Below are 25,900 nucleotides of genomic sequence, written 5' to 3' on the forward strand. Positions count from 1 at the left end.
TTAATCCTTCTTGATCATTGTTATAAAGCCCTTGAAGGTTCGCCGCTCCCCATTCATTGTAACATTAAGTACGTAAAAATAAGTTCCCGACATCATTGCGCCGCCATCCCACGGTTTAGCAGAAGAATATCCTTTTGTTTTGTAAATTTCGTTTCCCCAGCGATTGAAAATTGTTATTTCATTATCGGGATAAGAATCGATATTTTTAATTAACCAGGTATCGTTTTTACCATCTCCATCCGGAGAAAACGCATTATAGAAGATAAGGCTGCCTGCTTCCGTAAATGTGAAAGCCTCATCAAGCGGTTGCAATGATTCGTATTCCAGGTATTTGGCAAACGGCTCAGCTGCACTGTTTTGAAGTACATGTGGATCAGATGTAGCCAGAGACCATAATCCGCCTTTTGGGGTTTTTGCTAGTCTTGGAAAAAGGTTTTCTTCGATCCCCTGGTAAAAACGAACATTTACGAGCGGGTAGCCAGATTTCTGTTTGAGCACATAAAAATATTTATCATAAATATTCATGTTTCTCAGTTCTTCAGATTTGCTGTTTCGAGAGTAGCCCAAATTGGATGGATCATCATAATAAAATGTAGCGGATACAACACCCTCATTAGATCCGGACGCGTTTTTCAGTATCATTTCCAATGGCCTGTAAATTCCACTGTGAAGTGAAGAACCGAACGGATATAAATATTGCCCCGTGTTAGTAAGCGAGCGATTTAACATCCCACCCTTGTCGGTACTGATAAAGCCTTTGGTTCTGCTTACCGCTGACGGCCGATTGTTCAAGACCGTCAGTATTCGATCTTCCAGCTTGAATTCCACATCATTCAAAGACAGATTTCCATTGACATCGGCGTCAGTCAACAGCTTTTTAAAGTAATAGCCCGACAAATCCAAACTTGGAAAAACCGTCTTATCTGTCCCATCTATTTGCTGAAGGCCGCCGTTTAGGAAAACGGCACCCTTAGATACATTGTTAAATACGAACGAACTGTGGTCATTATTTGTCCAGTTACCCTTAACAACCATTGACCCGTTGTTTGTAACCGATCCTGAATTATGAAGATAACTATCGTCAATATATACTAATCCCTTATCTGAAATCGTAAGCTGTTGTCCGCTATTCACGAACTGAGCCCATAACCGGATCGGAGCAAAATAAATCAGCAATATGACTACAGAAACCTTTTTCATTACTGAATTACTGTAATGTAATATTCCATATTTGCCACGTCAATTCCGGCTAAGCTTACGTTTGTAAATTTAACTTCAATCGTGTCTGTGCTAATTACTCGTGCGTATGAGATTATTATTCCGTCGGGTAGTTCCGCTTCAGGAGAAACTATAACAGACGACTTTGATTTTGCACCGGTTATGGTAAACGATTGTTTATATGACGAGCCCGGCGCAATTGATGGCAAGTTAGCCGTAATTGTCGCCTTGTTAATTGCAGCAATTGAGCTACCGGTTGTACCAATTTGTACCCCTGATGAAGTCAACCTCAATTTTTCGCTACTGAAACGCTTCAAAATAAAGTCTTGATTATTATTTGTCCCAATATAGTCGCCATTGGAACTGCTATTACCAACTAAAAGCCATCCGTTTGTAGCACCAGCCGGACCAGTCGCTCCAGTTGGGCCTTGCGGGCCCTCATCGCCTTTTGGCCCCCTAATTCCATCTGCACCAGCCGGACCTTGCAAGCCTTGAGCGCCTTGGTCGCCTTTGTCACCCTTTACAAGACCGGCATCATCAGTGCTACCGTCAGTCAATTTTATAATTAAATGTCCGTCACTATCAATATTTGTGGATTCAACTCCTATCCCGTCAGTTCCGTTTATTCCGTCCGAACCTTTTACATATCCAGCATTTTGAATTGAACCATTACTATATGTGATTTGCAAATTACCAGCTGCATCCACTAAAGAAGATGTTATACCGATGCCATTTGTCCCATTAACACCGTCTGCACCTTTAACAAAACCTGCATCATCAGTATTACCATTACTATAAGCTATAATTAGATGCCCACTTGAATTTATAGTTGTCGAGTTTATTCCTACGCCATTTGTTCCATTATTGCCATTTCTACCATCTATTCCGTCCTTTCCATTATCTCCTTTCACTAGTCCAACGTCTTTTGTGAAGCCATTACTGTAGGTTATTTGTAAATGTCCAGACCCGTCAATTGAAGTTGCCGTAATACCAATTCCGTCTGTTCCATTTGTACCGTTAGTTCCGTTGGTTCCATTTGTACCATTGTTTCCGTCCTTGCCATTATCTCCTTTCACTAGGCCAGCGTCTTTTGTGAAGCCGTTACTATAGGTTATTTGTAAATGTCCAGACCCGTCAATTGAAGTCGCCGTAATACCAATTCCGTCTGTTCCATTCGTTCCGTTTGTACCATTGGTTCCGTTTGTACCGTTTGTACCATTGGTTCCATTCGTTCCCTTTACCAGACCCGCATTAGTAGTCGACCAATCGCTATACTTTATTATCAAATTTCCCGATCCGTCAATCGTTGTCGATTCAATGCCTACTCCATTCGTTCCGTTTGTACCATTTGTTCCCTTTACCAGACCCGCATTAGCAGTCGATCCATCACTATATTTAATTATCAGATTTCCTGAACCGTCGATCGTAGTCGATTCAATGCCTACTCCATTCGTTCCGTTTGTACCATTTGTTCCCTTTACCAAACCCGCATTAGCAGTCGATCCGTCACTATATTTAATTAATAAATTTCCTGAACCGTCGATTGTTGTAGATTCAATACCTACTCCATTTGTTCCATTTATTCCGTCAACTCCTTTTACCATGCCGGCATCCTTAGTCACACCGTCGCTATAGGTTATTTGGAGATGGCCTGTTCCGTCGACTACCAAAGCGGAGATCCCAATTCCAATCGGACCTGTATCACCTTTTGGCCCTTTGATTGCTTCCAACTGTTCCGGCGTAAATTCTTCAAATTTCGCGCCCTCACCTTTGTCGCCCTTATCCCCTTTCGGCCCTTTAATCGCCTCCAATTGTTCGGGGGTAAACTCTTCAAATTTTGCGCCTTCACCTTTGTCTCCCTTGTCGCCTTTTTCTCCTTTTAAAGCTTGTTGCTGCTCTGGCGTTAGATCTTCAAATTTTAAAGGATCACCCTTATCGCCCTTTAAGCCTTTTAGCGACACACCAGCCGGCCACGCGCCAGCGGCTTTGGGACCATAAACCAGGCCGCCGATTATATCGAAATAAACATCACCATCTTTGCCTGTAGCTGCGTCGGGAATTACTGAACCGGTTATAATTGTTTTCCCATCTGCACCCGGATCACCTTTGTCGCCTTTTGCTCCATTTGAACCATTACTAACATAGGTACTAAAATCAATCCACTTATCTGTTAACCAAAAGTTAAAGGAATTAGATGTACTGTTATAGATCAACATTCCATTGATAGCCGGATTAGCCGTCCCATTGACTTGCAGTATATCGCGTTGTTGTATGGACAAACGAGGAATTAGCAATCCTTTAGATGTTGATACTATATCTAGTATTGCTTTTGCTTCAGGAGTTTGTGTGCCAATTCCGATAGATCCGTCTTGCGCTTTAGCGTCAGAGCTTAATAAATTAATTATAAGCAAACAAGCGCCTATAATCAGTAAATATCTATGTGAAATTTCGGGTAAAATTTTTCTCATATTGTGTGCATTTTACTCTATCGTTAGCTTAAATAATTCACTCTTTACGTAAATTTTCCACATTTGTTCTCATAAACATGGCTTCAATGTTAATAAGTTAAAAAATCATACCAATACTGAAATATCTGATTATTTTAGCGCTCCCTAATACAAATCAAAATGGAAATAAACTATACTAAACTGGAAGACATTGCCAGGCAGGTGCGACGCGACGTGGTACGTATGGTACATGGTTGTCAGTCAGGCCACCCGGGCGGATCTCTTGGATGCACCGATTTCTTTGTAGCGCTGTACTTTCAAACTTTAAAGCATAACAAGGACTTTAATATGGACGGCGAAAATGAGGATTTATTCTTTTTATCGAACGGGCACATCTCTCCGGTATGGTACAGCGTTTTAGCCAGATCAGGTTATTATCCAATAGAAGAATTAGCAACGTTTCGTAAGCTGAATTCGAGGTTACAAGGCCACCCTACGACACATGAACATCTGCCAGGCATACGCATCGCTTCCGGATCACTCGGCCAGGGCTTATCGGTAGCTATTGGTGCGGCATTAACAAAAAAACTAAACGGCGATCCTTCACTTGTTTTCACGCTGCATGGCGATGGCGAGTTACAGGAAGGCCAAATCTGGGAAGCAGCTATGTTTGCCCCTCATAATAAAGTTGATAACTTAATTTCTACCATCGATGTAAATGGCCAGCAAATTGATGGTCCGACTGACAAAGTACTTTCACTTGGAAATCTAAAAGCCAAGTTTGAAGCCTTTGGATGGGATGTTCTGGAAATGAACGGAAATGATCTCACTGATGTTGTTCGTGTACTGGAGCTGGCGAAGTCGAAAACTTTTAAAGGAAAACCAATCATGATCCTCATGCAAACCAATATGGGCCATGGTGTCGATTTCATGATGGGATCACATAAATGGCATGGCGTTGCACCGAATGATGAGCAGCTGTCCCTGGCGCTGGCTCAGCTGGAAAGCACCATTGGAGATTATTAATAACCTTATTGCAGATTAACGAATCAAGCTGCCGTATGGCAGTAGTCAAAAATGAAAAAATACACGTTTACAGAAAAAAAAGATACGCGTTCGGGTTTTGGTGCTGGTTTACATGAAGCGGGAAAAAAGAACGAAAATGTTGTCGCGCTTTGCGCAGATTTAGTTGGCTCGCTAAAAATGGATGCCTTTATTAAAGATTTTCCTGAGCGTTTTGTTCAGGTGGGAATAGCCGAAGCGAACATGATTGGTATCGCCGCAGGGATGACCATCGGAGGAAAAATTCCGTTTACAGGCACGTTCGCTAATTTTTCAACAGGAAGAGTTTACGATCAAATTCGCCAGTCGGTGGCTTATTCAAACAAAAACGTAAAAATTTGCGCATCTCACGCAGGCCTCACGTTAGGTGAAGATGGCGCAACGCATCAGATACTTGAAGATATCGGCATGATGAAAATGCTTCCGGGTATGACGGTAATAAATCCCTGCGATTATAACCAAACGAAAGCCGCTACTTTAGCAATCGCTGAATACGAAGGACCAGTTTACCTGCGATTTGGGCGCCCGGTTGTTCCTGTTTTCACGGATCCGGATCAAAAATTTGAAATTGGCAAGGCCTGGATGGTTAATGAAGGCAAGGATGTAACCATTATTGCAACAGGCCATCTTGTTTGGGAAGCAATATTGGCAGGCGAAAAGCTAGCTGAACTTGGTATAGATGCTGAAATTATAAACATTCATACGATTAAACCGTTGGATGAGGAAGCAGTCCTGAAATCGGTTCAAAAAACCGGATGTGTTGTTACCGCAGAGGAACATAATCGTCTGGGCGGATTGGGCGATAGCATCGCGCAGGTGCTGGCAAAACATTTCCCGGCTCCTCAGGAATACGTCGCGGTAAACGACAGCTTTGGAGAAAGCGGAACGCCGGCTCAGCTGATGACTAAATATGGACTTGACAGCGAACATATTATAGAGGCTGTACAAAAGGTTTTAAAAAGAAAACGCTAAAAAATATATATCTTAAAGCATGCATTTGCTTTAAGATATTTTTAAACAATGCAGGTAAGCGATTCAGAAATACTTGAGAAATTCGCTAATGAGCGAACACGAAATGAAGCATTTAACCTGCTTTTAAAAAAATACCAGCAAAAGATATACTGGCATGTTCGAAGGCTTGTTATTGATCATGATGATGCCGACGATTTGGTTCAGGATGTATTTATTAAAGTATGGAAAAGCTTGGGAAACTTTCGAAGCGACTCTCAGCTCTATACGTGGCTGTATCGCATCGCGACAAATGAATGCATCACGTTCCTCAACAAGAAAAAGCAGAAAAACAACATTTCGCTTGACGAGGTTTCTTATGAACTGGCTGATTCATTAATCGAAGGCCAATATTTTAATGGCGATAAAGCACAGCTTAAATTGCAACAGGCTATTTTAAAGTTGCCGGAGAAACAACGTCTTGTTTTCAATATGAAATACTTTGATGATTTGAAGTATGACGAGATTTCAGAAATTCTTGGCACCTCTGTCGGTGGTTTAAAAGCTTCGTTTCATTTGGCAGTAAAAAAAATAGAACAATATCTTTTAAGTACGGATTAAACCTTTCCAGTGAAAAAATATCTGTTAAGTATATGGATTTAAATGATCTTGACAATGATTGGGCGAACGATGCTCCCAGGCTAATTGCTATTGGGAACAAAAATCCATTTAATGTACCCGATAAATACTTTAAAGAGTCTTTTGCTCAGATTCAGCGCCATAAAAAGATTCTGGAGCTTTCCCAGGCAGGCGAGGCATTTGAAATTCCGGCTGATTATTTTGAGGGATTGACCGAAAATATCAATAGCAGAATACTACTGGAGCAGAACCTGGCACAACCGGGATTAGCGGTGCCGGAAAACTATTTCGAGGATTTATCAAGCCGTATCATAGCAAAAACGAAACCTGCAAAGATCAGACGTATCAATCCGCTTCGCAGCTGGATTAGTTATGCTGCCGCCGCCGCCGTTTTAGTAGCCGTTACTACCGGGATTTTGATTAACAAAGAACACAATACATTACACTACAAATTATCGGATGTTCCGGACCAGGAAATTATTAATTACCTCGAATTACATGCGGATGCAGGTGATACACAGGAAATTATTGATAATTTAGGAAGAGTTCCCGCAATCGGCAAGGATGTACCGGACAACACCTTGCAGCAGGACATCGACTCAACACTATAAGGTTTATGAAGATTAGGTTTACCATCTATATGTTGTTGATCATGGCAACGTTTAATGCCCTCACTGCTTTTTCGCAGCCTGGGCAGAGAAAACAAATTGATCAGCTTAAATACGACTACATAAGCCGCAGGCTTGAATTGACACCGCAGCAAACACGTGACTTTTTGCCGGTATATCAAAGCTATCAAAACGAACTAAACGGCCTGTTGCAGGACAGAAGGCAAAATCAAAAGAATTTCCAGAGCGCACCTGATCGAAATATGGATGATGAGCTGGCCTTTGAAGGAAAAGTACTGGATGTCAGGAAACGTTACAAGAACGAATTTCAAAGAGTTCTGCCGCCGGATAAAATTGCGCTTTTTTTCAAGGCAGAACGTGAGTTCAGAGAACAGCTTATCCAGGAACTGAGGCAAAGGCGGCAATAACAATTAGTAGTTGACCACCTATCAATAAACTGATACTTTTGCAGGATGCTCAGTAACCGGCAACTTTTCCTGCATAATTTAGCACAAACATCATCGACACCCAGACTTCTCGAAATCGAACGTGCCGAAGGCTTGTACTTGTATGATCCCAATGGTAAACCATACCTCGACCTGGTTTCTGGATTTGCAGTTAGCAATATCGGGCATCGGCATCCGTCGGTTATTCAAGCCATTCAAAACCAACTTGATAAATATCTCCACTTAACCGTTTACGGCGAATTTGTTCAGACGCCGCAGGTAAAGTTTGCTGAAAAATTAACGGCGCATCTCCCCTCTTCGTTAAAATCAGTTTATTTTACAAACTCAGGAGCTGAGGCCACCGAGGGCGCCTTAAAGCTTGCAAAAAAATACACCGGAAGAAGTAAAATCATATCATGCAATAAAGCTTATCACGGCAGCACACATGGCGCTCTCAGCGTAATGGGTAATGATTATTATAAACAAGGATATGGCCCTCTCCTGCCTGACGTCGAATTTATAACATTCAACGATCAAACGGACCTTAATAAAATTGACAATCTTACAGCTTGCGTAATTATTGAAAGTATCCAGGGCGAAGCTGGAATTCGCGTACCAGATACTGATTACATACGAAAGCTAAAAGTAAAATGTGAGGAAGTTGGGTGCTTATTGATTTTCGATGAAATTCAGACCGGATTCGGGCGAACAGGAAAATTATTTTGTTTTGAGCACTATGGCATAACGCCTGATGTACTTTTGCTAGCCAAAGGAATGGGTGGTGGAATGCCAATCGGAGCGTTTGTTGCGTCAAAGCAAGTAATGGATGTCTTAAAAGACAATCCGATTTTGGGGCATATAACGACCTTTGGGGGCCACCCGGTAAGTTGTGCGGCTGGTCTGGCGTCTCTTATCGTTATTACAGATGAAGAACTTTTTAATACTGTTCCTAAAAAAGAAGCTTTGTTCAGAGATTTGCTTATTCACCCAAAAATCCGGGAAGTACGCGGTAAAGGCCTGATGTTAGGCATCCAGCTCGATACCTTTCAACAGGTTGAGTCGGCAAGTAAACTTTGCGTTGAAAAGGGTGTAATTATCGATTGGTTTCTTCATTGCGACAATACCTTAAGAATTGCTCCGCCGTTAACTATCACGGAGAAAGAAATCAGGTTTGCCTGTAAAGTGATTCTTGATGTTTTGGATGAGATCTAAAACCGCGACACAAACGATAACTTATCAGTTTAAATCAATAACAGTACCGACGTTATTTCCGGTACTCTATTTTTACATTACCGACTCCTTCATCTGTAAGCCCAATTTTACGTGCAGATTTTCTGGATAAATCGATGATCCTTCCGGGCACAAACGGCCCACGATCTTCTATCCGAACTTTGGTACTTTTCCCGTTTTTAAGATTGGTCACTTTAACCTTAGTTCCAAAAGGAAGAGTTTTATGCGCCGCAATTTTCTTTGAATTGCGAAAAGTTTTACCACTCGCAGTTTTCCGTCCGTTAAACTTATTGCTGTAAAAGGAGGCTTTCCCGGTTTGTGAGATCTTTGGAGAACAGGACACAAAAACCGATAGAGATATAAGTAAAGATAAAAATTTGCTCATAGTAAAAATCCCGGCTAACCGGGATTATCTTAATTTTTAGGGATAAATTTCATTGAGATGGAATTTACGCAGTGCCTGGTATTTTTCGGAGTAAATCTTTCACCTTCAAAAACGTGACCTAAATGTGCCCCGCAATTTGAACACACAATTTCGATCCTGCGACCGTCGCGATCAGGAACACGCGTAACCGCTCCGGGAATTTCATCATCGAAACTTGGCCAACCGCAGTGCGATTCGAATTTATCGTCTGATTTGTATAACGGCGTATCACATTGTCTGCAAACATACGTCCCTGGTTCTTTCAGATCAGTGTATTCGCCGGTGAATGGCCTTTCTGTGCCTTTATGTAAAATAACGTATTCTTCTTCCGGTGTGAGCTTGTTATATTCCATAGTAAATCGATTTACTTAGTTGAAGCAATAACTGAACCATCTCATTTTTTGAGCTTTTCCTGGTATTCCTTCTGCAGTTCTGTCAAACATCTGGCACATAGACAGTCATCATAATTTTCGCTGACGTACTGGACCTCGTTTAACTTAAGTTGTACAGTACTGCATTGGCATTTAGTAAAAGAATTGGCTTTACATTCGATGCGGCTTCGGCATCGCTCACAAGAAATGATTTCATGTTTAGTCATAGCCTGAAAAAACGAAAGCCAGACTAGATGTCCGGCTTTTGGTAGTATTGTTATGCGCTGCAGGATAAACAGCCTTCTTCCATGCTGCAAACTGCGCCTTCAATGATTTCTTCAACTTCAGTTTCCTGCTGTATAACCGGCTCAACCTGTTTGCCAGCCTGGCTTTGTACCGTAAATTTAACTGCTTGTGCTGCAGCCTGAGTACGTAAATAATACATTCCGGTTTTCAGACCTTTCTTCCATGCGTAGAAATGCATCGACGTAAGTTTCGAAGACGTCGGCGAATTAACAAACAAATTTAATGACTGCGACTGGCAGATATATGCACCGCGATCAGCAGCCATATCAATCACGCTACGCATTTTTATTTCCCAAACGGTTTTATAAAGCTCTTTTATGCTTTGTGGAATTTCATCGATATGTTGAATAGATCCGTTAGCAAGAATGATCTTTTCCTTTATATCATGATTCCAAATACCCAAATCGACAAGATCTCTGAGCAAATGCTTGTTGACCACGATAAATTCTCCGCTTAGTACACGACGGGTATAGATGTTTGAAGTGTAAGGTTCAAAACACTCATTATTCCCTAATATCTGTGATGTCGACGCTGTTGGCATTGGAGCAACAAGTAATGAATTGCGAACTCCGTCTTTTATTACACGTGCACGCAATGTCTCCCAATCCCAGCGCGAGGTTGGCTGCACATTCCAAAGATCAAACTGGAATTTGCCTTTTGATAGTGGTGATCCATTAAACGTTTCATAAGCGCCTTCTTTTAATGCAAGGTCTGCAGATGCAGTCATTGCGGCGAAATAGATCGTCTCAAAAATTTCGATGTTAAGCTGAGCTGCTTCCGGGCTTTCGAACGGCATTTTAAGTAATAAAAATACATCCGCTAAGCCCTGAACCCCTAATCCGATCGGGCGGTGACGCATATTTGATTTACGTGCCTCTTCAACCGGGTAATAATTGTTATCGATGATCTTGTTCAGGTTGACTGCGGCCTGGTAAGTTACATCGTATAATTTCCGATGATCAAATTCACCGTTAATGATATAACGTGGCAATGAAAGTGATGCCAGATTACAAACGGCAACTTCATCAGGTGCAGTATACTCGATAATTTCGGTACACAGGTTCGAACTTTTTATCGTTCCAAGATTTTGCTGGTTTGATTTAGAGTTTGCCGCGTCTTTATAAAGCAAATACGGCGTTCCTGTTTCAATTTGAGCATCCAGTATAGCAAACCAAAGTTCCTGCGCTTTTATAGTTTTGCGGGCTTTTCCTTCACGTTCGTATCTTTCATAAAGCTCTACGAATTCTTCACCGTGACAATCTGCCAGGCCTGGCGCTTCATGCGGGCAAAACAGGCTCCACTGACCATCCTCTTCAACCCGCTTCATAAACAGATCTGAAACCCAAAGCGCGTAAAATAAATCGCGGGCACGGTTTTCTTCTTTACCATGATTTTTCTTCAGGTCAAGAAATTCGAATATATCGGCATGCCATGGCTCCAGGTAAATAGCAAAAGCACCTTTGCGCTTGCCGCCGCCCTGGTCAACATAACGGGCAGTATCGTTAAAAACACGCAGCATCGGTACAATACCGTTACTTGTTCCATTGGTTCCACTAATGTAAGATCCTGTTGCACGAACGTTGTGTATGCTTAAACCAATACCTCCGGCACTTTGAGAAATCTTGGCTGTTTGGCCTAATGTTTCGTAAATACCTTCAATGCTGTCATCTTTCATGGCAACCAGGAAACAGCTTGACATTTGCGGTTTTGGGGTAGATGCGTTAAAGAGTGTTGGCGTGGCATGGATAAACCAACGCTCACTCATCAGATTGTACGTTTTGATAACGCTGTCGATATCGTTTTTATGAATACCTACCGACACACGCATAAACAAATGCTGCGGACGCTCAACAATTTTACCGTTCAACTTAAGCAAATATGATTTTTCAAGCGTCTTAAATCCGAAGTAATCGAAGCTAAAATCGCGGTCGTAAATAATTGTACTATCTAAAAGCTCAGCATTTTCTTCGATTATCTGCCATACCTCATCCGACAACAGTGCAGCAGGCTTGCCCGACTCCGGATCGATGTATTGATACAAGCGAAGCATTGTGTCCGAAAAACATTTCTCAGTATTCTTATGAAGATTGGAAATAGCTATACGGGATGCAAGCAAAGCGTAATCGGGATGAATAGTCGTAAGCGAAGCGGCAGTTTCTGCAGCCAGATTATCCAGCTCGGAAGTTTGCACTCCATCATATAACCCATCAATTACTTTCTTGGCAACTTCAACAGGATCAACAAACGTTTTGTTCAATCCGTAACTTAACTTTTCTATTCGTGCGGTTATTTTATCAAATTTAACCGACTCTTTTTTTCCGCTTCTCTTTAATACAAACATCTTTTTATTGATTTGGAGTTGTTACCCTCTCTTTTATTGCTCGCTTATTTGCTATCGTTTAGAAATCATCATCCAATGAAAACGCCTGTTCTTCTTTAGTTGAAAGAACACCACTCTTTTGGTAATCACCAACCCTTTTTTCAAAGAAGTTCGTTTTTCCCTGCAACGATATCATTTCCATAAAATCGAATGGATTTGTGGCATTAAATAATTTGGTATAACCAAGTTCAGACAGCCACCTGTCAGCAACAAATTCTATGTATTGCTGCATTAGTTTTGCGTTCATCCCGATCAGGTTTACCGGAAGTGCACCCGTTACAAATTCTTTTTCAATTTCAACGGCGTCGCCGATGATCTGATGCACCTGCTCCTCGCTCAATTTATTTTTAAGCATACCGTATAACAGACAGGCAAACTCACAATGTAAACCTTCGTCACGGGATATCAATTCATTGCTAAATGTCAGGCCAGGCATCAAACCACGTTTCTTTAACCAGAAAATCGAGCAGAAGCTCCCGGAGAAGAATATTCCTTCGACCGCTGCGAACGCTACGAGGCGTTCGGCGAAAGATCCATTATCAATCCAGCGCAGTGCCCATTCTGCTTTCTTCTTAACACAATCTATCGTGTCGATCGCATGGAACAAACGATCCTTTTCTTTCGGATCTTTGATATAGGTGTCGATCAGCAATGCATACGTTTCAGAGTGGATATTCTCCATCATGATCTGGAAACCATAGAAACAACGGGCTTCCGGCAATTGCACTTCACTCATAAAGTTCACCGCCAGGTTCTCATTCACAATTCCATCACTTGCTGCGAAAAACGCTAAAACATGACTTACAAAGTGCTTTTCACCATCATTGAGATTCTCCCAATCTTTCATGTCCGAGCCCAGGTCAATTTCCTCGGCTGTCCAGAAACTGGCTTCATGGCGTTTATAAATCTCCCAGATTGCCGGGTAATTAATTGGCAGGATTACAAACCTGTCTTTGTTTTCGCGGAGCAATACTTCTTCCTCTTCCATAATTTCAATTTTTATGAATGATGTTTACTGACAAAAGACAACAAGGCTAATACCGGTAGCCCGGAAATTAAACAGTGAAGGACTTTCATCAAAACTTTATTCGTGAAAGCTTTGACAAACATTATGCGGCAGATATCTGGCTAACCACCATCCGGCGGTTCACAGTTGCACGTCAGCTCCTGATTTTCACAGGCTTCTCTTGAGTTGCTAACTTTAAAGTTGACAACACCGGCATAAGATTTTGTTAAAGAACTGCTATAAAATTACGCGGTTGAAAGCATGTTTAAATGCGGAAGTTTTAAACAACCACCGTACTTTTTAACATTCGGTAAACCAGTGAAGCCGAACCGGTTAAATAAAAAAAGCCCCGCTTTATGCGAGGCTCAAAAATAGTTTTCTACATTTTGTTGAAGCCCGTTACCACAAATTCTGCGGATAAACGCCTTCTTCTACTAATTTGCTGATGCTTTTTTGCACAATTGGCTTATCTTCTTTGTATGTTACACCGAACCATTTTGAGCTTGTTGGAATAACTTTAAACGAAGCTTGTCCGGTTTTAATGAGCTCATCTGCAATTAAAGGAATAAAAAATTCAGCTTTCGGGTTGTTCTCATTCTGCTCGACAAACCGCTTGAAAATTGGCTCACTTTGCGCGAAAACCGCTGGCGTAAAACCCCAGAAATTCATCGAAACACGCGTATCGGTAGTTAACTCATGTTCCTCGCCGTTTTCCTTGTACACAACGCCGTCACCCTTGAAATATACTTCTGTACGTTCGTTGATTTCGGTCATGAAACCATCTTTTACGTTACAAACGCCACGTGAAACTGATCCATAATCAGACAGGGTGTTCGATATCTGGTAACCGATTAATGAGTATTTATCATCAGCAGCTTCAGAGGTTAGGAATTTTGCCATTTTTTCAAAGGCGTCATAACCATAATAATCATCGGCATTGATTACACAGAATGGCTCGTGTACCTGGTTGCGCGCGCATAATACCGCGTGGCCGGTTCCCCATGGTTTCGAGCGTTCTATTTCTTTATTGATTCCAAAAGGCGTCAAATCATAGCTTTGGAAAATATAATCAGTTTCTACGACTCCGTTCAGCTTTGGCTCAAATATAGCCTTAAAACTTTCCGCGAATTCTTCGCGTATGATAAAGCCTACTTTTCCGAAACCCGCTTTTATCGCATCGTAAATTGAATAGTCAATAATCGTTTCGCCGCTAGGTCCAAAGCCGTCGACTTGTTTCATGCTTCCATAGCGGCTGGCCATGCCTGCAGCCAAAATTAATAAGGTTGGTTTCATCAGTCTTCTTGTTTTTTAAAGGTTCGACAGCTAAAATGCACCGGTTGCCTGTCGCGATGATATTACGGCGCATTAATTTATTACCGCGAAAATATAAATTCAAATGATAACGATGAAGGTTGAATTTTGTTTAGTGATAAAAATTGTGAAAGTTTACAACGATTTGGAATATATCTTAATAAAGTAATAAAAAATATTACTAAAATTTATTGTTTTGATAACAGAATTTAAACGTTGCAATTATACATCTGAAAATCATCCGCTAGATAACTTCCTACCGTTATTTTTTTAAAACCTACTTTTTTTACCGGTAAGCATTCCGAACAAGCCGCGAACAATTTCCCGCCCGATTTGCCGGGTTATCGGCGCATTGATCACTTGTTCAAATACTCCTTTAACCTGTTTAGTTTGTTTTTGCTCGGCCTTTTGCTGTTCCACAACCGCTTTTGCCTGCTCATCTTCTGCCATCTTTTTATTAACACGGTCAGTCAGCAGTTCATAAGCACTTACAGGGTTTACCGTGTCTTTATACTTAGCAAACAAATTACTTGATTGCACAAGCTGATCGTATTCCGCAACAGGAAGCGGCCCCATCACCGAGCGAGGCGGAGTTAAATGCGTTGCAACCACTTCTGTAGGGCTTCCCTTTTCACTTAGCACCGTTATTAACGCCTGGCCGGTTCCCAGCGATGTGAGAACTTTATCGATTTCGTAAAATTCGGATTTCGGATAGGTGCTTACCGTTTTTTTTAACGCTTCTGCATCATTTGGAGTAAACGCACGTAAAGCATGCTGGACACGGTTTCCGAGCTGGGCGAGTACACTTGCCGGAACATCGGTGGGAGCTTGTGTACAGAAAAATATTCCAATGCCTTTTGACCGGATAAGTTTAATGATTGTCTCTATTTGCTCCAGGAAAGCTTTCGGTGAATCTTTAAACAACAAATGCGCTTCATCGAAAAAGAACACAAGCTTGGGCTTATCGAGATCGCCCGCCTCTGGCATTGAATTGAAAATTTCGACAATTAAGCTTAAAAGAAAGGTGGAATACATCGCCGTCTGGCTTTGCACGTCCGAAATATTGAGTAAGCTGATCACGCCTTTCCCGTCTACCTTATCAAAAAGATCATGAATGTCAAAAGAAGTTTCTCCGAATATTTTCGCTAATCCCTGCTGCTCTATTGCTACAATTTTGCGAAGTATTGTACCTGAAGTTGCTGAAGAGATTGAGCCATAGCTCTCCTTGATCTCCGCTGCTCCCGGTCCTTCCGCGAGATAAGATACAGTCTTTTTCAGATCTTCAAGATCTACCAATGGCATTTTATTATCGTCGGCATATTTAAAAACCACTGACATAACGCCGCTTTGTGTTTCATTAAGCTCCAATATTTTTGACAGGAGCACCGGACCGAATTCAAACACCGTTGCTCTCATCTGCGAACCTAACTTTCCGGACAGCGAGTAAAGTTCGACCGGAAAACCTGTCGGAGAAAAAGGTTTGTTCAGATCACGTGCCCGTTCATCTATTTTAGCATTAGTTTCCCCTGCCTTATTTAAGCCCGATAAATCACCTTTTACATCGAGCATAAAAACGGGAACTCCCGCGTCCGAAAGCTGTTCGGCAATTAACTGAAGTGTTCTTGTTTTACCCGTTCCGGTTGCGCCTGCTATCAGGCCATGACGGTTCATCATTCGAAGCGGAAGATTTACTTCTGCATCGGCGATGATTTGACCGTCCAACATTCCGGCGCCCAGGTAAATATATGCGCCTTGTGTGTTGTACGACTGTTTAACTTTTTCGGTAAAATCGGCAGATCTGCTCATAAGAATTTATTGATACAATGAAATTACATAATATCCCTTAAAGCACAATGGGGCGACCGTATTGTACGACCGCCCCATTATTGGGTTCAATGAGTTTCTATAACGCTAATATCAGCTCAATATTTTATCACTTAAATATTTCTAAACTCATATCCTGGCGTAATGCGTAACAGCGATTCGTAAATCAACCTGATTACATTATCTACGTCATCCTTGTGAATCATTTCGACGGTAGTATGCATATATCGCAACGGAAGCGATATCAGCGCGGAAACCACACCATCATTTGAATAAGCGAAAGCATCGGTATCGGTACCTGTTGACCGGGATGATGCCTGGCGCTGGAATGGAATATTTGCCTCTTCAGCAGCCTTAATTAATAATTTATTCAAATTGGTTTGAACAGCCGGCGCATACGACACAACCGGTCCTTTGCCGCATGACAAATCACCCTGCACCATTTTATTAATCATTGGCGTTTGTGTATCGTGCGTAACATCGGTAACAATTGCAACATTCGGCTTAATCCTGTGGGCAATCATTTCGGCACCCCGCAAACCAATTTCTTCCTGCACAGCATTAACAATGTATAAACCGAAGGGCAAAGTTTTATTATTCTCTTTAAGCAGCCGGGCTACCTCAGCAATCATAAAACCACCAATGCGATTGTCAAGCGCCCGGCCAACATAATAACGGTCGTTAAGTATGATGAACTCATCTTCGTAGGTTATCACGCTACCAACATGAACTCCCAGCGCCTCAACTTCCTCCTTGGTGACGCAGCCGCAATCCAGGAAAATATTCTTGAGTGTAGGACCTTCTTCTTTTTCACCATGGCGTGTATGGATTGCCGGCCACCCGAAAACAGCTTTTACAATTCCTTTATCGGTATGAATATTTACGCGCTTGGAAGGTGCAATCTGATGATCGGAACCACCATTACGGATCACATAAATCAACCCATCCTTTGAGATATAATTTACGTACCAGGATATTTCATCAGCATGTGCCTCGATAACCACCTTATATTCAGCCTGCGGATTAAGCACTGCAACCGCGGTACCATAATTATCGACATAATGCTCGTCTACGTATGGCTTTATGTATTCCAGCCAAAGCTTTTGACCCTCCCACTCAAAACCGGTAGGAGATGGATTATTGATATATTTTTCTAAAAATTTTACCGAATTTTCTGTTACAACCGGTTTTATTTCGTTAATAATTTCTTGTTTTTCTTCTTTCTTTTTCGCCATGTGTTAGAAACATTAATGTTACAGCAGGCTCCAAATATGCCGTATTTGTTTAACTTTTTTGTCAGATTAATTTTAAAACCTTAATTACTCAATATAGCTTTCGAGTATCTTGAACCCGGTTTGAGTTTGCAGCTCGACATAATTTTCAGTGGCGGGGATTAAGATACAATCGCCCATTTTCACTTCTATACTTTGGTCATTGCTCGTCAGCGTATAAGCTCCTTCTACGCAAACATGGATAACAAACGAATCGAAGGCGGAATAATCCCGGTTAGTGGGTTGGGTAAATTGCAGAACGTTCGTTGTAAAATACTGGCAGCGGGCAACATTTACAGCTTCATTAACAGCGGGGGTATATACCGTTTTATAATCCGGATATACGTTGTAGTCAAGTGCCGCCAAGGCTTCTTCGGTATGAAGTTCCCGCTTGTTTCCATGATCATCTACACGGTCGAAGTCATAAATCCGGTAGGTAATATCTGATGTTTGCTGAATTTCAGCGATCAACAAGCCTTTACCGATTGTATGAACACGTCCTGCCGGTAAAAAGAACACATCGCCGGCATTGACATCTTCGCGGTTTAAGATATCCATAAGCTGGCCGTTGTTCAACTTTTCAAGATAGATCTTTTCGTCTACCTTTTGATTAAATCCTGCAATTAACGTCGAACCGGGATCCGCCTGAATGACGTACCACATTTCGGTTTTCCCAAATGAATTATGGCGTTTTTTTGCGAGCTCGTCATTCGGATGAACCTGAATTGAAAGGTCATCATTGGCATCGATAAACTTCACCAGTAAGGGAAATGTATTTCCAAAATGTGCGTAAACTTTATCTCCAACCAGTTCCCCCCGGTATTCTTCAACGATATCGGCTAAACTTTTGCCTTTTAAGTCACCATTTTCAACAACCGAAACATCTGATTTTACTCCGGATATTTCCCAGGTTTCGCCGCAATTCGGTAAAGGCGAAAAATTTTTATGGAGGTATGTATTGACCTTATCGCCGCCCCAGATTTTGTCTTTATAAATGGTTTTAAATTTGAAGGGATACAGTGTTGACATGTTTTGTTAGTATTTGATTGGATACGAAATTAAATAAACTGGACAATTAACGGCGATCAACGGGCATTGTTCTGGCATTTTTTTTGAATTAAATTACTTATTCGAGAAATGACAGGAAATTCCGGCATAATAATTCCTCAACGGCGATGGATTAAAATAACGGTTTCCTACAGCGTTCAGATCATTACCTAAACTATAAGTTTCATTTAACAAATTATCTGCCCCTACATAAAATTCCAGCATGTTATTTTTAAGCGCATGAGCCCAATTTAACTTTGCCTGTACTAGGTTATATGAATTCGCGAATGCCGAGTTAGCATCATTCAGCGGCAATTTCGATGTATAATTATGCTGTATAAAAAGCTGCAGTCTTGCAGGAAACTGGACAGACACACTGCTTACGACAATGTTTTTCGGAACTCCGGTTAACGCGTTTCCGGAATAATTCTGTTCAGCGTTCTGATAGTTCTTAAATTTAAAATAGCTCAGCGTATAACTGTTATTTAATTGAACTCCTCTTACGATATGACGTTTATTCGGCCGCACCAACCAGAAATTTAACTGAGTTTCCAATCCCCATTGATTGGTTCCGCCGGCATTGACAAAATACTCCTGATCCTGATCATTTAATCTGCGGACAATAGCATCATGAAGCTGATAATTAAAAACTACAGCATCCAGCCAAAGCCTGTTTGAAAAGCTTTGCAGTCTGAAACCCGTTTCATAGTTCCAGCCATTTTCAGGTTGAAGCGACGTATTAATAACATTGTTCGACGACCGTATTTCGGCCAGTGTTGGCGGACTATAACCACGGCTGGCCGAAGCCCGCCATGCAAAGCCCTGTAAAACTTGGTAAGATAATGCTAGTCTCGGCATCAGCTGTTCGTCAAACTTAATTGACTGCTGAGAAATAACAGTTGGAAAGTAGCTTTTGTAGTAATATTTATAAAAATTAAGACTTAATGCAGCTTCGGCAAATAAGCGACCGCTCTGATAGCTCAGATGTGAAAAAGCAAAGCTTTGGAAGGCTTTAAGGTAATCTGATGACTGCTCAGCAGCTGGCTGGCCATGATCATTGTTAAAGTTGGAAATATCCGAACCTGTTTGTGATGATTCATATCCCAGGTTAAATTTCCAGGACGAGTTTGCTGCAACATGGTTCCACTCGGCATATGTACGAAGCCCCAAAGTCCATTCCCGCCTTTTTTCATAATTAGTGATAAATGGATTTTTGAAATCAGTTGTCGAACCGAAAACAGATAAAACGAATCGCGCATCTTTGAATAAACTGGTTTCATTAGTCAGGCCGCCAAAAAATGTCTTGTTATAGATTGCTGCATGCTGATCAGCGGCGCCGGGTAGCGTGGCTGTCGCGGGACGGGCTGATCGTGGATCCATATCCATTTGCGCTTTTGTTAATCCCCCGGGGGTCTCATATTGAAGATCAGAATAAAACGCAATGAGCTTCAGATTGCCGGATGAAGAATATTGATATTTTTGGTTTGTCTGAATATAATTCCGGTTTAAGGCACTGTTCTCCCGGTAACCATCCGACCGCTGAAATGCCTGGTTTATGTTCAGCGAATAATTTTTCCATAATTTCTGTATTCCGGCTGTTTCGTGAAATAAGCCGTAAGATCCTCCGCTGATATCCGCTAAAACCCTAGCGCTATCTTTAGATGATACGGGGTCAATAAGTACAACACCACCTGAATTTGCCCCGAAGACACTGGCTTCCGGACCCTTTAGTATTTCCAGCCGCCCAAGGTTTCCTGCATCCAGCAGGTTTATGTATGTATTGCCGCCGGCGTCCGTAATTGGCAAGCCGTCCATGTACACTTTCAGGTTTCTAACCCCAAAGGGCGAACGCAGTAAACTGCCACGTATCGAAAGCCGGTAACTTCCCGGCGATCGTTCTTCCATCCGAACACCTGGCGCTGTATTAATAGCAGATACCAGCGAAGTACTTTGCTGCAATGAAAGCTGCTTCGAATCGATAACTGAAGCAGAGGCCGGCGATTTTAAAACAGGCTGATCAGCAAAATAGGCCTTAATAACCACCTCATCCAACCTTTGTACCGAATCGCTTTTTGTTTGAGCCGCAAGAATGCATGGAAGCAATAAGGCAAAAGTCGCAAGATAAATTTTCATCAAATTGAAGAAACAAAAAATCCCGCTAACATCGCGGGAAAAGTTTATTTGGTTGCGCTGACACGCCATATTGTACTGCTGACATCGTCCGCCACCAGCAAATCGCCCTGCGGCGTTATTGCAACGCCCACCGGCCGGCCATAAACTTCGCCACTGCCTTTAGCTGCAATAAAACCAGTTAAAAAATCTTCCAGTGCACCAGAAGGCTTTCCGTCTTTAAAAGGAACGAAAGCAACTTTATAACCGGATAGTTCGGAACGGTTCCATGATCCGTGCTGACCGATGAATGCACCGCCCTTGTATTTTTCGGGAAACTTGTCGCCGGTATAAAACACAAGTCCTAGTGAGGCCGTATGCGCACCAACTGCTAAATCCGGAACGATCGCCTTTTTAACCAGGTCCGGATTTTCACCTTTGCGGCGCGGATCTTCATGCTGTCCGTAATAAGAATAAGGCCAGCCATAAAAAGCGCCTTCCTTAACGCTTGTTATATAATCAGGGACCAAATCATCACCCAGATTATCACGTTCATTTACAGCCGTCCAAAGCTTTTTTGTAACAGGTTCCCAAGCCATTCCTACCGGATTTCGCAGCCCGCTGGCATAAATTTTTTCGCCCGACCCATCGGGATTGACCTGGAGGATATTTGCCCGCCGTTTTTCGTTTTCTATACCGTTCTCTGCAACGTTACTTGCGGAACCTACCGTAACATAAACTTTCGAGTAATCTTCATTAGCAATCAGGTTACGTGTCCAGTGATTATTGTAACCACCTGCAGGAAGCGCTAAAATTGTTTTGCCGGTACCTATAATTTTGGTTTGGCCGGGTTTATAATCGTAAACCAATAAGCCGTTGGTATTAGCTACATAAAATTTATTTTCAATGATCAGCATACCGTAAGGCTGATCCAGGCCTGTTAAAAACGTCTCGCGAATTTCCGGTTTGCCGTCATTATTTGTGTCGCGAAACAAAACGATGGTATTAGCACTCGCCCCTGCTACTTCAGCTTTGACCTTTCCTGAAATTTCGCCCGCAATTTTTTCAACACCCTTCCTTTCAGAATTCGAAAGTGCAACCAGTATATCGCCGTTTGGAGCTACATAGATATTTCGCGGACTTTTCATACCGTCGGCAAATTTTGTAACCGTAAAACCCTCCGGAGCAACCGGTGTTTTACCCGATGGCCAGCCAATGACTTTGCTGAATTTTGTATGAGATTTCGTGGTATCGGGATCCGGCAGATTAACATCCTGGTTCGAGCTCGTTTTTACCGTTCCCCCGGTCCCTTTACCTTTCTTTTTTTCCTGCTGATTACAGGCGAGCAAGCCGGCCGTTAATATCCCAAAGAGTGCAAGTTGCGATATTTTTTTCATAAGCTTAGTTTAACGAACAACACCGCGAAACAGACTGTGTTTGTAAAAAATCAATCACAAAAAAAGAGCCCGAAGGCTCTTTTAAGTTTAAGGTTTGATTTAGAAATTTTATTACAACTCTTCGTCGTGCTGGGTTAAATCCAAACCGGCAGCTTCTTCTTCAGGAGAAACCCGAAGCGGACTGATAAGATCTGTTACTTTAAGAAGTATAAATGATCCGACAAATGCAAATAACGATACGCCAACCAGCGCAGCAAGATGCACAAGGAATAAATGGGTTTCGCCATAATACAATCCTTCCGAAGCCGCACTATTTACGTTTTTAGTTGCAAAAATACCGGTTAGAAGCATCCCTACCATACCTCCAACGCCATGACAAGGAAATACATCCAGGGTATCGTCTACGTTAGTACGTGAACGCCAGATCACTACCAGGTTACTAACTACTGCAGCGATAATACCCACTGCCAAAGAGTGAGGTACTGTTATGAAACCTGCAGCAGGCGTAACTGCAACCAAGCCAACTACAGCTCCGACACAGGCGCCAATCGCTGATGGTTTTTTACCACGTAACATATCAAAGAATATCCATGAAATCGCTGCAGCAGCCGACGCTGTTGTTGTTGTAGCTAAAGCCGTAGCAGCCAACGCGTTTGCTCCGCCTGCCGAACCAGCATTAAATCCGAACCAGCCAAACCAAAGCAAGCCTGTTCCAAGAATAACGTAGCTTACACGCGCTGGTGTGTGCTGAGGATCGGTACGTTTCTTCAGATACAATGCTGAAGCAAGCGCCGCCCATCCAGCCGACATGTGAACGACTGTTCCTCCTGCAAAATCCAAAACACCTGCTTTAAACATTAAACCATCGGGATGCCAGGTAGCGTGTGCTAACGGGGCATAAATGCAGATCATGAATAATGTTATAAAAATCAGGTATGAATTAAAACGGATACGCTCAGCAAAAGCCCCAGTAATCAAAGCCGGCGTAATTACAGCGAATTTCAGCTGGAACATCGCAAACAAAACCAATGGTACGGTTGGCATTAACGACCAGGTTGCATTACCGAGCATGCCCTTCATCATGAAAAAGGTTGAAGGATCACCTATTATTCCGCCTTTATCTTCACCAAAAGCAAGGCTGAAGCCAAACACTATCCATAGAATAGTGATAAGTCCCATACAGACAAAACTTTGAAGCATCGTAGAGATTACATTCTTCTTTCGTACCATACCACCGTAAAAGAAGGCAAGACCAGGCGTCATTAAGAGAACCAAAGCTGTTGACACCAAAAGCCAGGCCGTGTCGCCGGTGTCTATAGTAACATCTTTAACTGTAACTACCTCTACCGAAGGGTACATGAAGGCGAGAATCAGCACTACAATTAGCAGCGCAAAGGGTAACACTTTTTTCATTGTTTGTTTAGTTTAGATTTGATTATTAAGCATTAATTTTCCAGTTTCTATTACTTTTCCGAAATTCAGCATGATTTAACGCAAAACGTTTGTGAACTCAAGCGAAATACACCTAAATATCACCCAAAATCAATTTTCAATCCTTATAAACTAGTGAATTTGGAAGCATGGACTAAATATGCATGTTATTTTGAGTAATTCATAATTTTTTTGCAATAAATTTTAATTTTATCATAAATCAAAAAGGTAAAATGTGAATTTTTCATACAATTTGACAAATTAAGATAAAATACTATCACAATACAAGCATTTACTGCAGAATCCTAATAAATAAGATCGGTTCATCATTACATTTTAAAGCAAGGTCACTCGTAAGTGCATTGATACCTTAATCGTTTACGTGATGTTTACTTACTAAATTATTTGTTGGTTTTTCAGAACAGCTAAATCAGCTTGGTTAGAGACATCGGGAGATACTTGTTTTCTTGATAAAATCATCCAATGCGGGGCGATCGTTACACCACAGCCATTATGATTCGTCGCTTTTCTAAATCTGGAAAAAGACAAAGCATAGCCGTCACCAGGATCAAGGGATTGTCATGTGGATGGACTAAATCCTGGATCCTTCCGAACCCGTGCCTCTGCCGGGAATTATACATTGTAGATACAGCAACCCGCTTAAGACCGTCGCTAATTCTCATACAATTAATTTAAATATTTCCGTTCTTCAATTCCCTTACCGCATAATCGGCTGCCCTGGCAGTTAAAGCCATATAAGTTAATGATGGGTTTTGGCAGGCGCTTGAAGTCATGCAAGCCCCATCCGTTACAAAAACGTTGGGTGCGTTCCAAACCTGGTTATGAGCATTCAACACTGATGTCCTGGGATCTTTACCCATCCGGGCGGTTCCCATTTCGTGAATTGCCAAACCAGGGGCTTGCTCGGTGTTAAATTGGGTGACATTTTTGAATCCGGCTTTTTCGAGCATCTCGGCGCCGGTTTCCAAAATATCCTTAGTCATCCTGATTTCGTTATCCCCGTATTTACAATCGATGTTTAACAGTGGAATGCCCCATTTGTCTTTATTATTTGCATCCAGGCTCACTTTGTTATTCACGTCAGGGAGACATTCTCCCATCCCGTTCATATTCATTTGCCAGAGGCCCGGTTCGGTTAAACTTTCTTTGAAATCTTTTCCAATACCAACACCATCAGGCACGTCACCCTGTGATCTCGATCCACTTCCGGCGAAAGCATAGCCACGCAAAAAATTTTCTTTACCTGAATCGTTTAAATTCCTGAAACGTGGCAGGTAAACACCTGTTGGCCGGCGTCCGTAATAATACGAATCTTTAAAACCCGGATGTTCGCCATACAGCCGTCCGCGGTAATTGTGATCCATCAGGTAATGCCCCAATGCACCGCTGTCGTTTCCTAACCCGTTAGGAAAACGAGAAGACGTAGAATTCAAAAGTATCAACGTGGAATTGATGGTGCTGGCGTTAACAAAAATGATTTTTGCAAAGTATTCCGTTGCGTGAAATGTATTGGTATCGATCACACGCACGCCCGTTGCCCTTTGACTTTTCTCATCATAAATAATAGAATGGACCACTGAAAAAGGCCGCAAAGTAAAATTACCTGTCGCTGCAGCGGCGGGAAGTGTTGCAGAATTACTGCTGAAGTATCCACCAAATGGACAACCGCGGTAACACAAATTCCGGTACTGACACGGCCCGCGGCCATTGATGCCTTTCGAAAGATTGGCCGTACGCGATATGATCAGGTTCCTGCCGGGATAATTTTTCTCAATGCTGCTTTTGAAATGTTTTTCTAAAATATTCATTTCCATTGGCGGCAAAAATTCGCCATCAGGCACCTGGGGCAGGCCATCACGGTTACCACTTATGCCGGCAAATTTTTCCGCATAGCTATACCAAGGCGCTATATCTTTATAACGGATTGGCCAGTCGACACCAACACCATCCTTGGCGTTCGCTTCAAAATCCAGGTCGCTCCAGCGCTGGGTCCATCGCGCCCAAAGCAACGACTTACCGCCAACCTGGTAACCACGTATCCAGTCGAACGGCTTGGTTTGCAAGTATGGATGCTCATCGTCTTTTACGAAAAAGTGCTGTGTTTCTTCATTGAAAGCATAACAGCGGGAAGCGATCGGATTCTTTTGGTGAATATTTAAGGCCAGTTCGCCCCGATGTTTAAATTCCCAGGGCGGCATGGTCGCGGTAGGATAATCTTTTATATGCTCCACATCGCGCCCACGTTCCAGGACCAGGGTTTTCAAGCCCTTTTCACACAGTTCCTTAGCCGCCCATCCGCCTGAAATACCAGAACCGATTACAATAGCATCGTAACTATGTTCATCTTTACCTTTGCTGTTTATGTTCACGGATGCCGGTGCTTTATTGTCTGCCATGTTATAGG

At 42.2% G+C, this 25,900-nt stretch carries 21 protein-coding genes and 1 riboswitch; of the genes, 6 read left to right on the top strand and 15 right to left on the bottom strand.

Annotated features, from left to right (window positions below; all coding sequences use genetic code 11):
- Window positions 1-1,200 (bottom strand): T9SS type B sorting domain-containing protein, encoded by a 1,200-nt coding sequence (locus GS399_RS07600; protein ID WP_160844024.1) that lies wholly within the window; start codon window positions 1,198-1,200, stop codon window positions 1-3.
- Window positions 1,200-3,686, bottom strand: coding sequence for a phage tail-like protein (locus tag GS399_RS07605; RefSeq protein WP_160844025.1), 2,487 nt, complete (start codon window positions 3,684-3,686; stop codon window positions 1,200-1,202). Before GS399_RS07605 ends, GS399_RS07600 begins: the two co-directional genes overlap by 1 nt.
- A 159-nt stretch (window positions 3,687-3,845) precedes the next feature.
- Here GS399_RS07605 and GS399_RS07610 point away from each other — a divergent pair, with 159 nt between their 5' ends.
- The 6 genes from GS399_RS07610 to GS399_RS07635 are packed head-to-tail and all read left to right on the top strand — an operon-like array spanning window position 3,846 to window position 8,580.
- On the top strand, window positions 3,846-4,691 hold the full coding sequence (locus GS399_RS07610) for a transketolase (protein ID WP_160844026.1): 846 nt from the start codon (window positions 3,846-3,848) through the stop codon (window positions 4,689-4,691).
- Between the two features lie 51 nt (window positions 4,692-4,742).
- Window positions 4,743-5,699: a transketolase family protein gene (locus GS399_RS07615; RefSeq protein WP_160844027.1), complete on the top strand. Its 957-nt coding sequence runs from the start codon at window positions 4,743-4,745 to the stop codon at window positions 5,697-5,699.
- A 48-nt stretch (window positions 5,700-5,747) separates the two neighbouring features.
- A complete protein-coding gene (locus GS399_RS07620; protein ID WP_160844028.1) occupies window positions 5,748-6,296 on the top strand; it encodes an RNA polymerase sigma factor in 549 nt (182 codons plus the stop codon).
- A 32-nt stretch (window positions 6,297-6,328) separates the two neighbouring features.
- Window positions 6,329-6,925 carry a hypothetical protein gene (locus tag GS399_RS07625; RefSeq protein ID WP_160844029.1) on the top strand — a complete coding sequence of 199 codons (597 nt, stop codon included), beginning with the start codon at window positions 6,329-6,331 and terminating at the stop codon, window positions 6,923-6,925.
- Between the two features lie 5 nt (window positions 6,926-6,930).
- Window positions 6,931-7,350 (top strand): hypothetical protein, encoded by a 420-nt coding sequence (locus GS399_RS07630; RefSeq protein WP_160844030.1) that lies wholly within the window; start codon window positions 6,931-6,933, stop codon window positions 7,348-7,350.
- A 45-nt stretch (window positions 7,351-7,395) separates the two neighbouring features.
- A complete protein-coding gene (locus tag GS399_RS07635; protein ID WP_160844031.1) occupies window positions 7,396-8,580 on the top strand; it encodes an aspartate aminotransferase family protein in 1,185 nt (394 codons plus the stop codon).
- Between the two features lie 52 nt (window positions 8,581-8,632).
- Here the strand turns inward: GS399_RS07635 and GS399_RS07640 are convergent, their stop codons facing one another.
- The 13 genes from GS399_RS07640 to GS399_RS07700 form a co-directional block, all read right to left on the bottom strand.
- A complete protein-coding gene (locus GS399_RS07640) occupies window positions 8,633-8,983 on the bottom strand; it encodes a septal ring lytic transglycosylase RlpA family protein (RefSeq protein WP_160844032.1) in 351 nt (116 codons plus the stop codon).
- Between the two features lie 29 nt (window positions 8,984-9,012).
- Entirely contained in the window at window positions 9,013-9,375 is a 363-nt protein-coding gene (locus GS399_RS07645; RefSeq protein WP_160844033.1) for a methionine-R-sulfoxide reductase, read from the bottom strand.
- Between the two features lie 41 nt (window positions 9,376-9,416).
- Window positions 9,417-9,620, bottom strand: a complete 204-nt coding sequence (locus GS399_RS07650) for a cysteine-rich CWC family protein (RefSeq protein ID WP_160844034.1) — start codon at window positions 9,618-9,620, stop codon at window positions 9,417-9,419.
- Window positions 9,621-9,670: 50 nt separating this feature from the next.
- On the bottom strand, window positions 9,671-12,040 hold the full coding sequence (locus tag GS399_RS07655; protein WP_160844035.1) for a ribonucleoside-diphosphate reductase subunit alpha: 2,370 nt from the start codon (window positions 12,038-12,040) through the stop codon (window positions 9,671-9,673).
- A gap of 58 nt (window positions 12,041-12,098) precedes the next feature.
- A complete protein-coding gene (locus GS399_RS07660) occupies window positions 12,099-13,067 on the bottom strand; it encodes a ribonucleoside-diphosphate reductase small subunit (protein WP_160844036.1) in 969 nt (322 codons plus the stop codon).
- A 110-nt stretch (window positions 13,068-13,177) separates the two neighbouring features.
- A riboswitch (cobalamin riboswitch) is annotated at window positions 13,178-13,316 on the bottom strand.
- A 168-nt stretch (window positions 13,317-13,484) separates the two neighbouring features.
- Entirely contained in the window at window positions 13,485-14,378 is an 894-nt protein-coding gene (locus GS399_RS07665) for a nucleotidyltransferase family protein (protein WP_202409399.1), read from the bottom strand.
- 288 nt (window positions 14,379-14,666) lie between these two features.
- Window positions 14,667-16,202, bottom strand: a complete 1,536-nt coding sequence (locus GS399_RS07670; RefSeq protein WP_160844037.1) for a helicase HerA-like domain-containing protein — start codon at window positions 16,200-16,202, stop codon at window positions 14,667-14,669.
- 131 nt (window positions 16,203-16,333) lie between these two features.
- Complete coding sequence (locus GS399_RS07675) at window positions 16,334-17,455, bottom strand: M42 family metallopeptidase (protein ID WP_160844038.1); 1,122 nt, start codon at window positions 17,453-17,455, stop codon at window positions 16,334-16,336.
- A gap of 84 nt (window positions 17,456-17,539) precedes the next feature.
- Window positions 17,540-18,520, bottom strand: coding sequence for a type I phosphomannose isomerase catalytic subunit (locus tag GS399_RS07680; protein ID WP_160844039.1), 981 nt, complete (start codon window positions 18,518-18,520; stop codon window positions 17,540-17,542).
- Between the two features lie 93 nt (window positions 18,521-18,613).
- Window positions 18,614-20,671 (bottom strand): TonB-dependent receptor, encoded by a 2,058-nt coding sequence (locus tag GS399_RS07685; protein WP_160844040.1) that lies wholly within the window; start codon window positions 20,669-20,671, stop codon window positions 18,614-18,616.
- 44 nt (window positions 20,672-20,715) lie between these two features.
- Window positions 20,716-22,044 carry a PQQ-dependent sugar dehydrogenase gene (locus GS399_RS07690; RefSeq protein WP_160844041.1) on the bottom strand — a complete coding sequence of 443 codons (1,329 nt, stop codon included), beginning with the start codon at window positions 22,042-22,044 and terminating at the stop codon, window positions 20,716-20,718.
- Between the two features lie 111 nt (window positions 22,045-22,155).
- Window positions 22,156-23,457 carry an ammonium transporter gene (locus GS399_RS07695; RefSeq protein ID WP_160844042.1) on the bottom strand — a complete coding sequence of 434 codons (1,302 nt, stop codon included), beginning with the start codon at window positions 23,455-23,457 and terminating at the stop codon, window positions 22,156-22,158.
- A gap of 710 nt (window positions 23,458-24,167) precedes the next feature.
- A complete protein-coding gene (locus tag GS399_RS07700) occupies window positions 24,168-25,892 on the bottom strand; it encodes a GMC oxidoreductase (RefSeq protein ID WP_160844043.1) in 1,725 nt (574 codons plus the stop codon).
- Window positions 25,893-25,900 lie beyond the last annotated feature (8 nt).

The organism is Hufsiella arboris, from assembly GCF_009834875.1.
Lineage (GTDB): Bacteria > Bacteroidota > Bacteroidia > Sphingobacteriales > Sphingobacteriaceae > Hufsiella_A > Hufsiella_A arboris.

Bases quoted from the DNA above. Each gene is read 5' to 3' on its own strand.
- GS399_RS07675 (WP_160844038.1), bottom strand. From the start codon at position 17,455: ATGGCGAAAAAGAAAGAAGAAAAACAAGAAATTATTAACGAAATAAAA.
- GS399_RS07605 (WP_160844025.1), bottom strand. From the start codon at position 3,686: ATGAGAAAAATTTTACCCGAAATTTCACATAGATATTTACTGATTATA.
- GS399_RS07640 (WP_160844032.1), bottom strand. From the start codon at position 8,983: ATGAGCAAATTTTTATCTTTACTTATATCTCTATCGGTTTTTGTGTCC.
- GS399_RS07690 (WP_160844041.1), bottom strand. From the start codon at position 22,044: ATGAAAAAAATATCGCAACTTGCACTCTTTGGGATATTAACGGCCGGC.
- GS399_RS07625 (WP_160844029.1), top strand. From the start codon at position 6,329: ATGGATTTAAATGATCTTGACAATGATTGGGCGAACGATGCTCCCAGG.
- GS399_RS07665 (WP_202409399.1), bottom strand. From the start codon at position 14,378: ATGAAACCAACCTTATTAATTTTGGCTGCAGGCATGGCCAGCCGCTAT.
- GS399_RS07645 (WP_160844033.1), bottom strand. From the start codon at position 9,375: ATGGAATATAACAAGCTCACACCGGAAGAAGAATACGTTATTTTACAT.
- GS399_RS07655 (WP_160844035.1), bottom strand. From the start codon at position 12,040: ATGTTTGTATTAAAGAGAAGCGGAAAAAAAGAGTCGGTTAAATTTGAT.
- GS399_RS07600 (WP_160844024.1), bottom strand. From the start codon at position 1,200: ATGAAAAAGGTTTCTGTAGTCATATTGCTGATTTATTTTGCTCCGATC.
- GS399_RS07650 (WP_160844034.1), bottom strand. From the start codon at position 9,620: ATGACTAAACATGAAATCATTTCTTGTGAGCGATGCCGAAGCCGCATC.
- GS399_RS07700 (WP_160844043.1), bottom strand. From the start codon at position 25,892: ATGGCAGACAATAAAGCACCGGCATCCGTGAACATAAACAGCAAAGGT.
- GS399_RS07695 (WP_160844042.1), bottom strand. From the start codon at position 23,457: ATGAAAAAAGTGTTACCCTTTGCGCTGCTAATTGTAGTGCTGATTCTC.
- GS399_RS07685 (WP_160844040.1), bottom strand. From the start codon at position 20,671: ATGAAAATTTATCTTGCGACTTTTGCCTTATTGCTTCCATGCATTCTT.
- GS399_RS07635 (WP_160844031.1), top strand. From the start codon at position 7,396: ATGCTCAGTAACCGGCAACTTTTCCTGCATAATTTAGCACAAACATCA.
- GS399_RS07670 (WP_160844037.1), bottom strand. From the start codon at position 16,202: ATGAGCAGATCTGCCGATTTTACCGAAAAAGTTAAACAGTCGTACAAC.
- GS399_RS07660 (WP_160844036.1), bottom strand. From the start codon at position 13,067: ATGGAAGAGGAAGAAGTATTGCTCCGCGAAAACAAAGACAGGTTTGTA.
- GS399_RS07615 (WP_160844027.1), top strand. From the start codon at position 4,743: ATGAAAAAATACACGTTTACAGAAAAAAAAGATACGCGTTCGGGTTTT.
- GS399_RS07680 (WP_160844039.1), bottom strand. From the start codon at position 18,520: ATGTCAACACTGTATCCCTTCAAATTTAAAACCATTTATAAAGACAAA.
- GS399_RS07630 (WP_160844030.1), top strand. From the start codon at position 6,931: ATGAAGATTAGGTTTACCATCTATATGTTGTTGATCATGGCAACGTTT.
- GS399_RS07620 (WP_160844028.1), top strand. From the start codon at position 5,748: ATGCAGGTAAGCGATTCAGAAATACTTGAGAAATTCGCTAATGAGCGA.
- GS399_RS07610 (WP_160844026.1), top strand. From the start codon at position 3,846: ATGGAAATAAACTATACTAAACTGGAAGACATTGCCAGGCAGGTGCGA.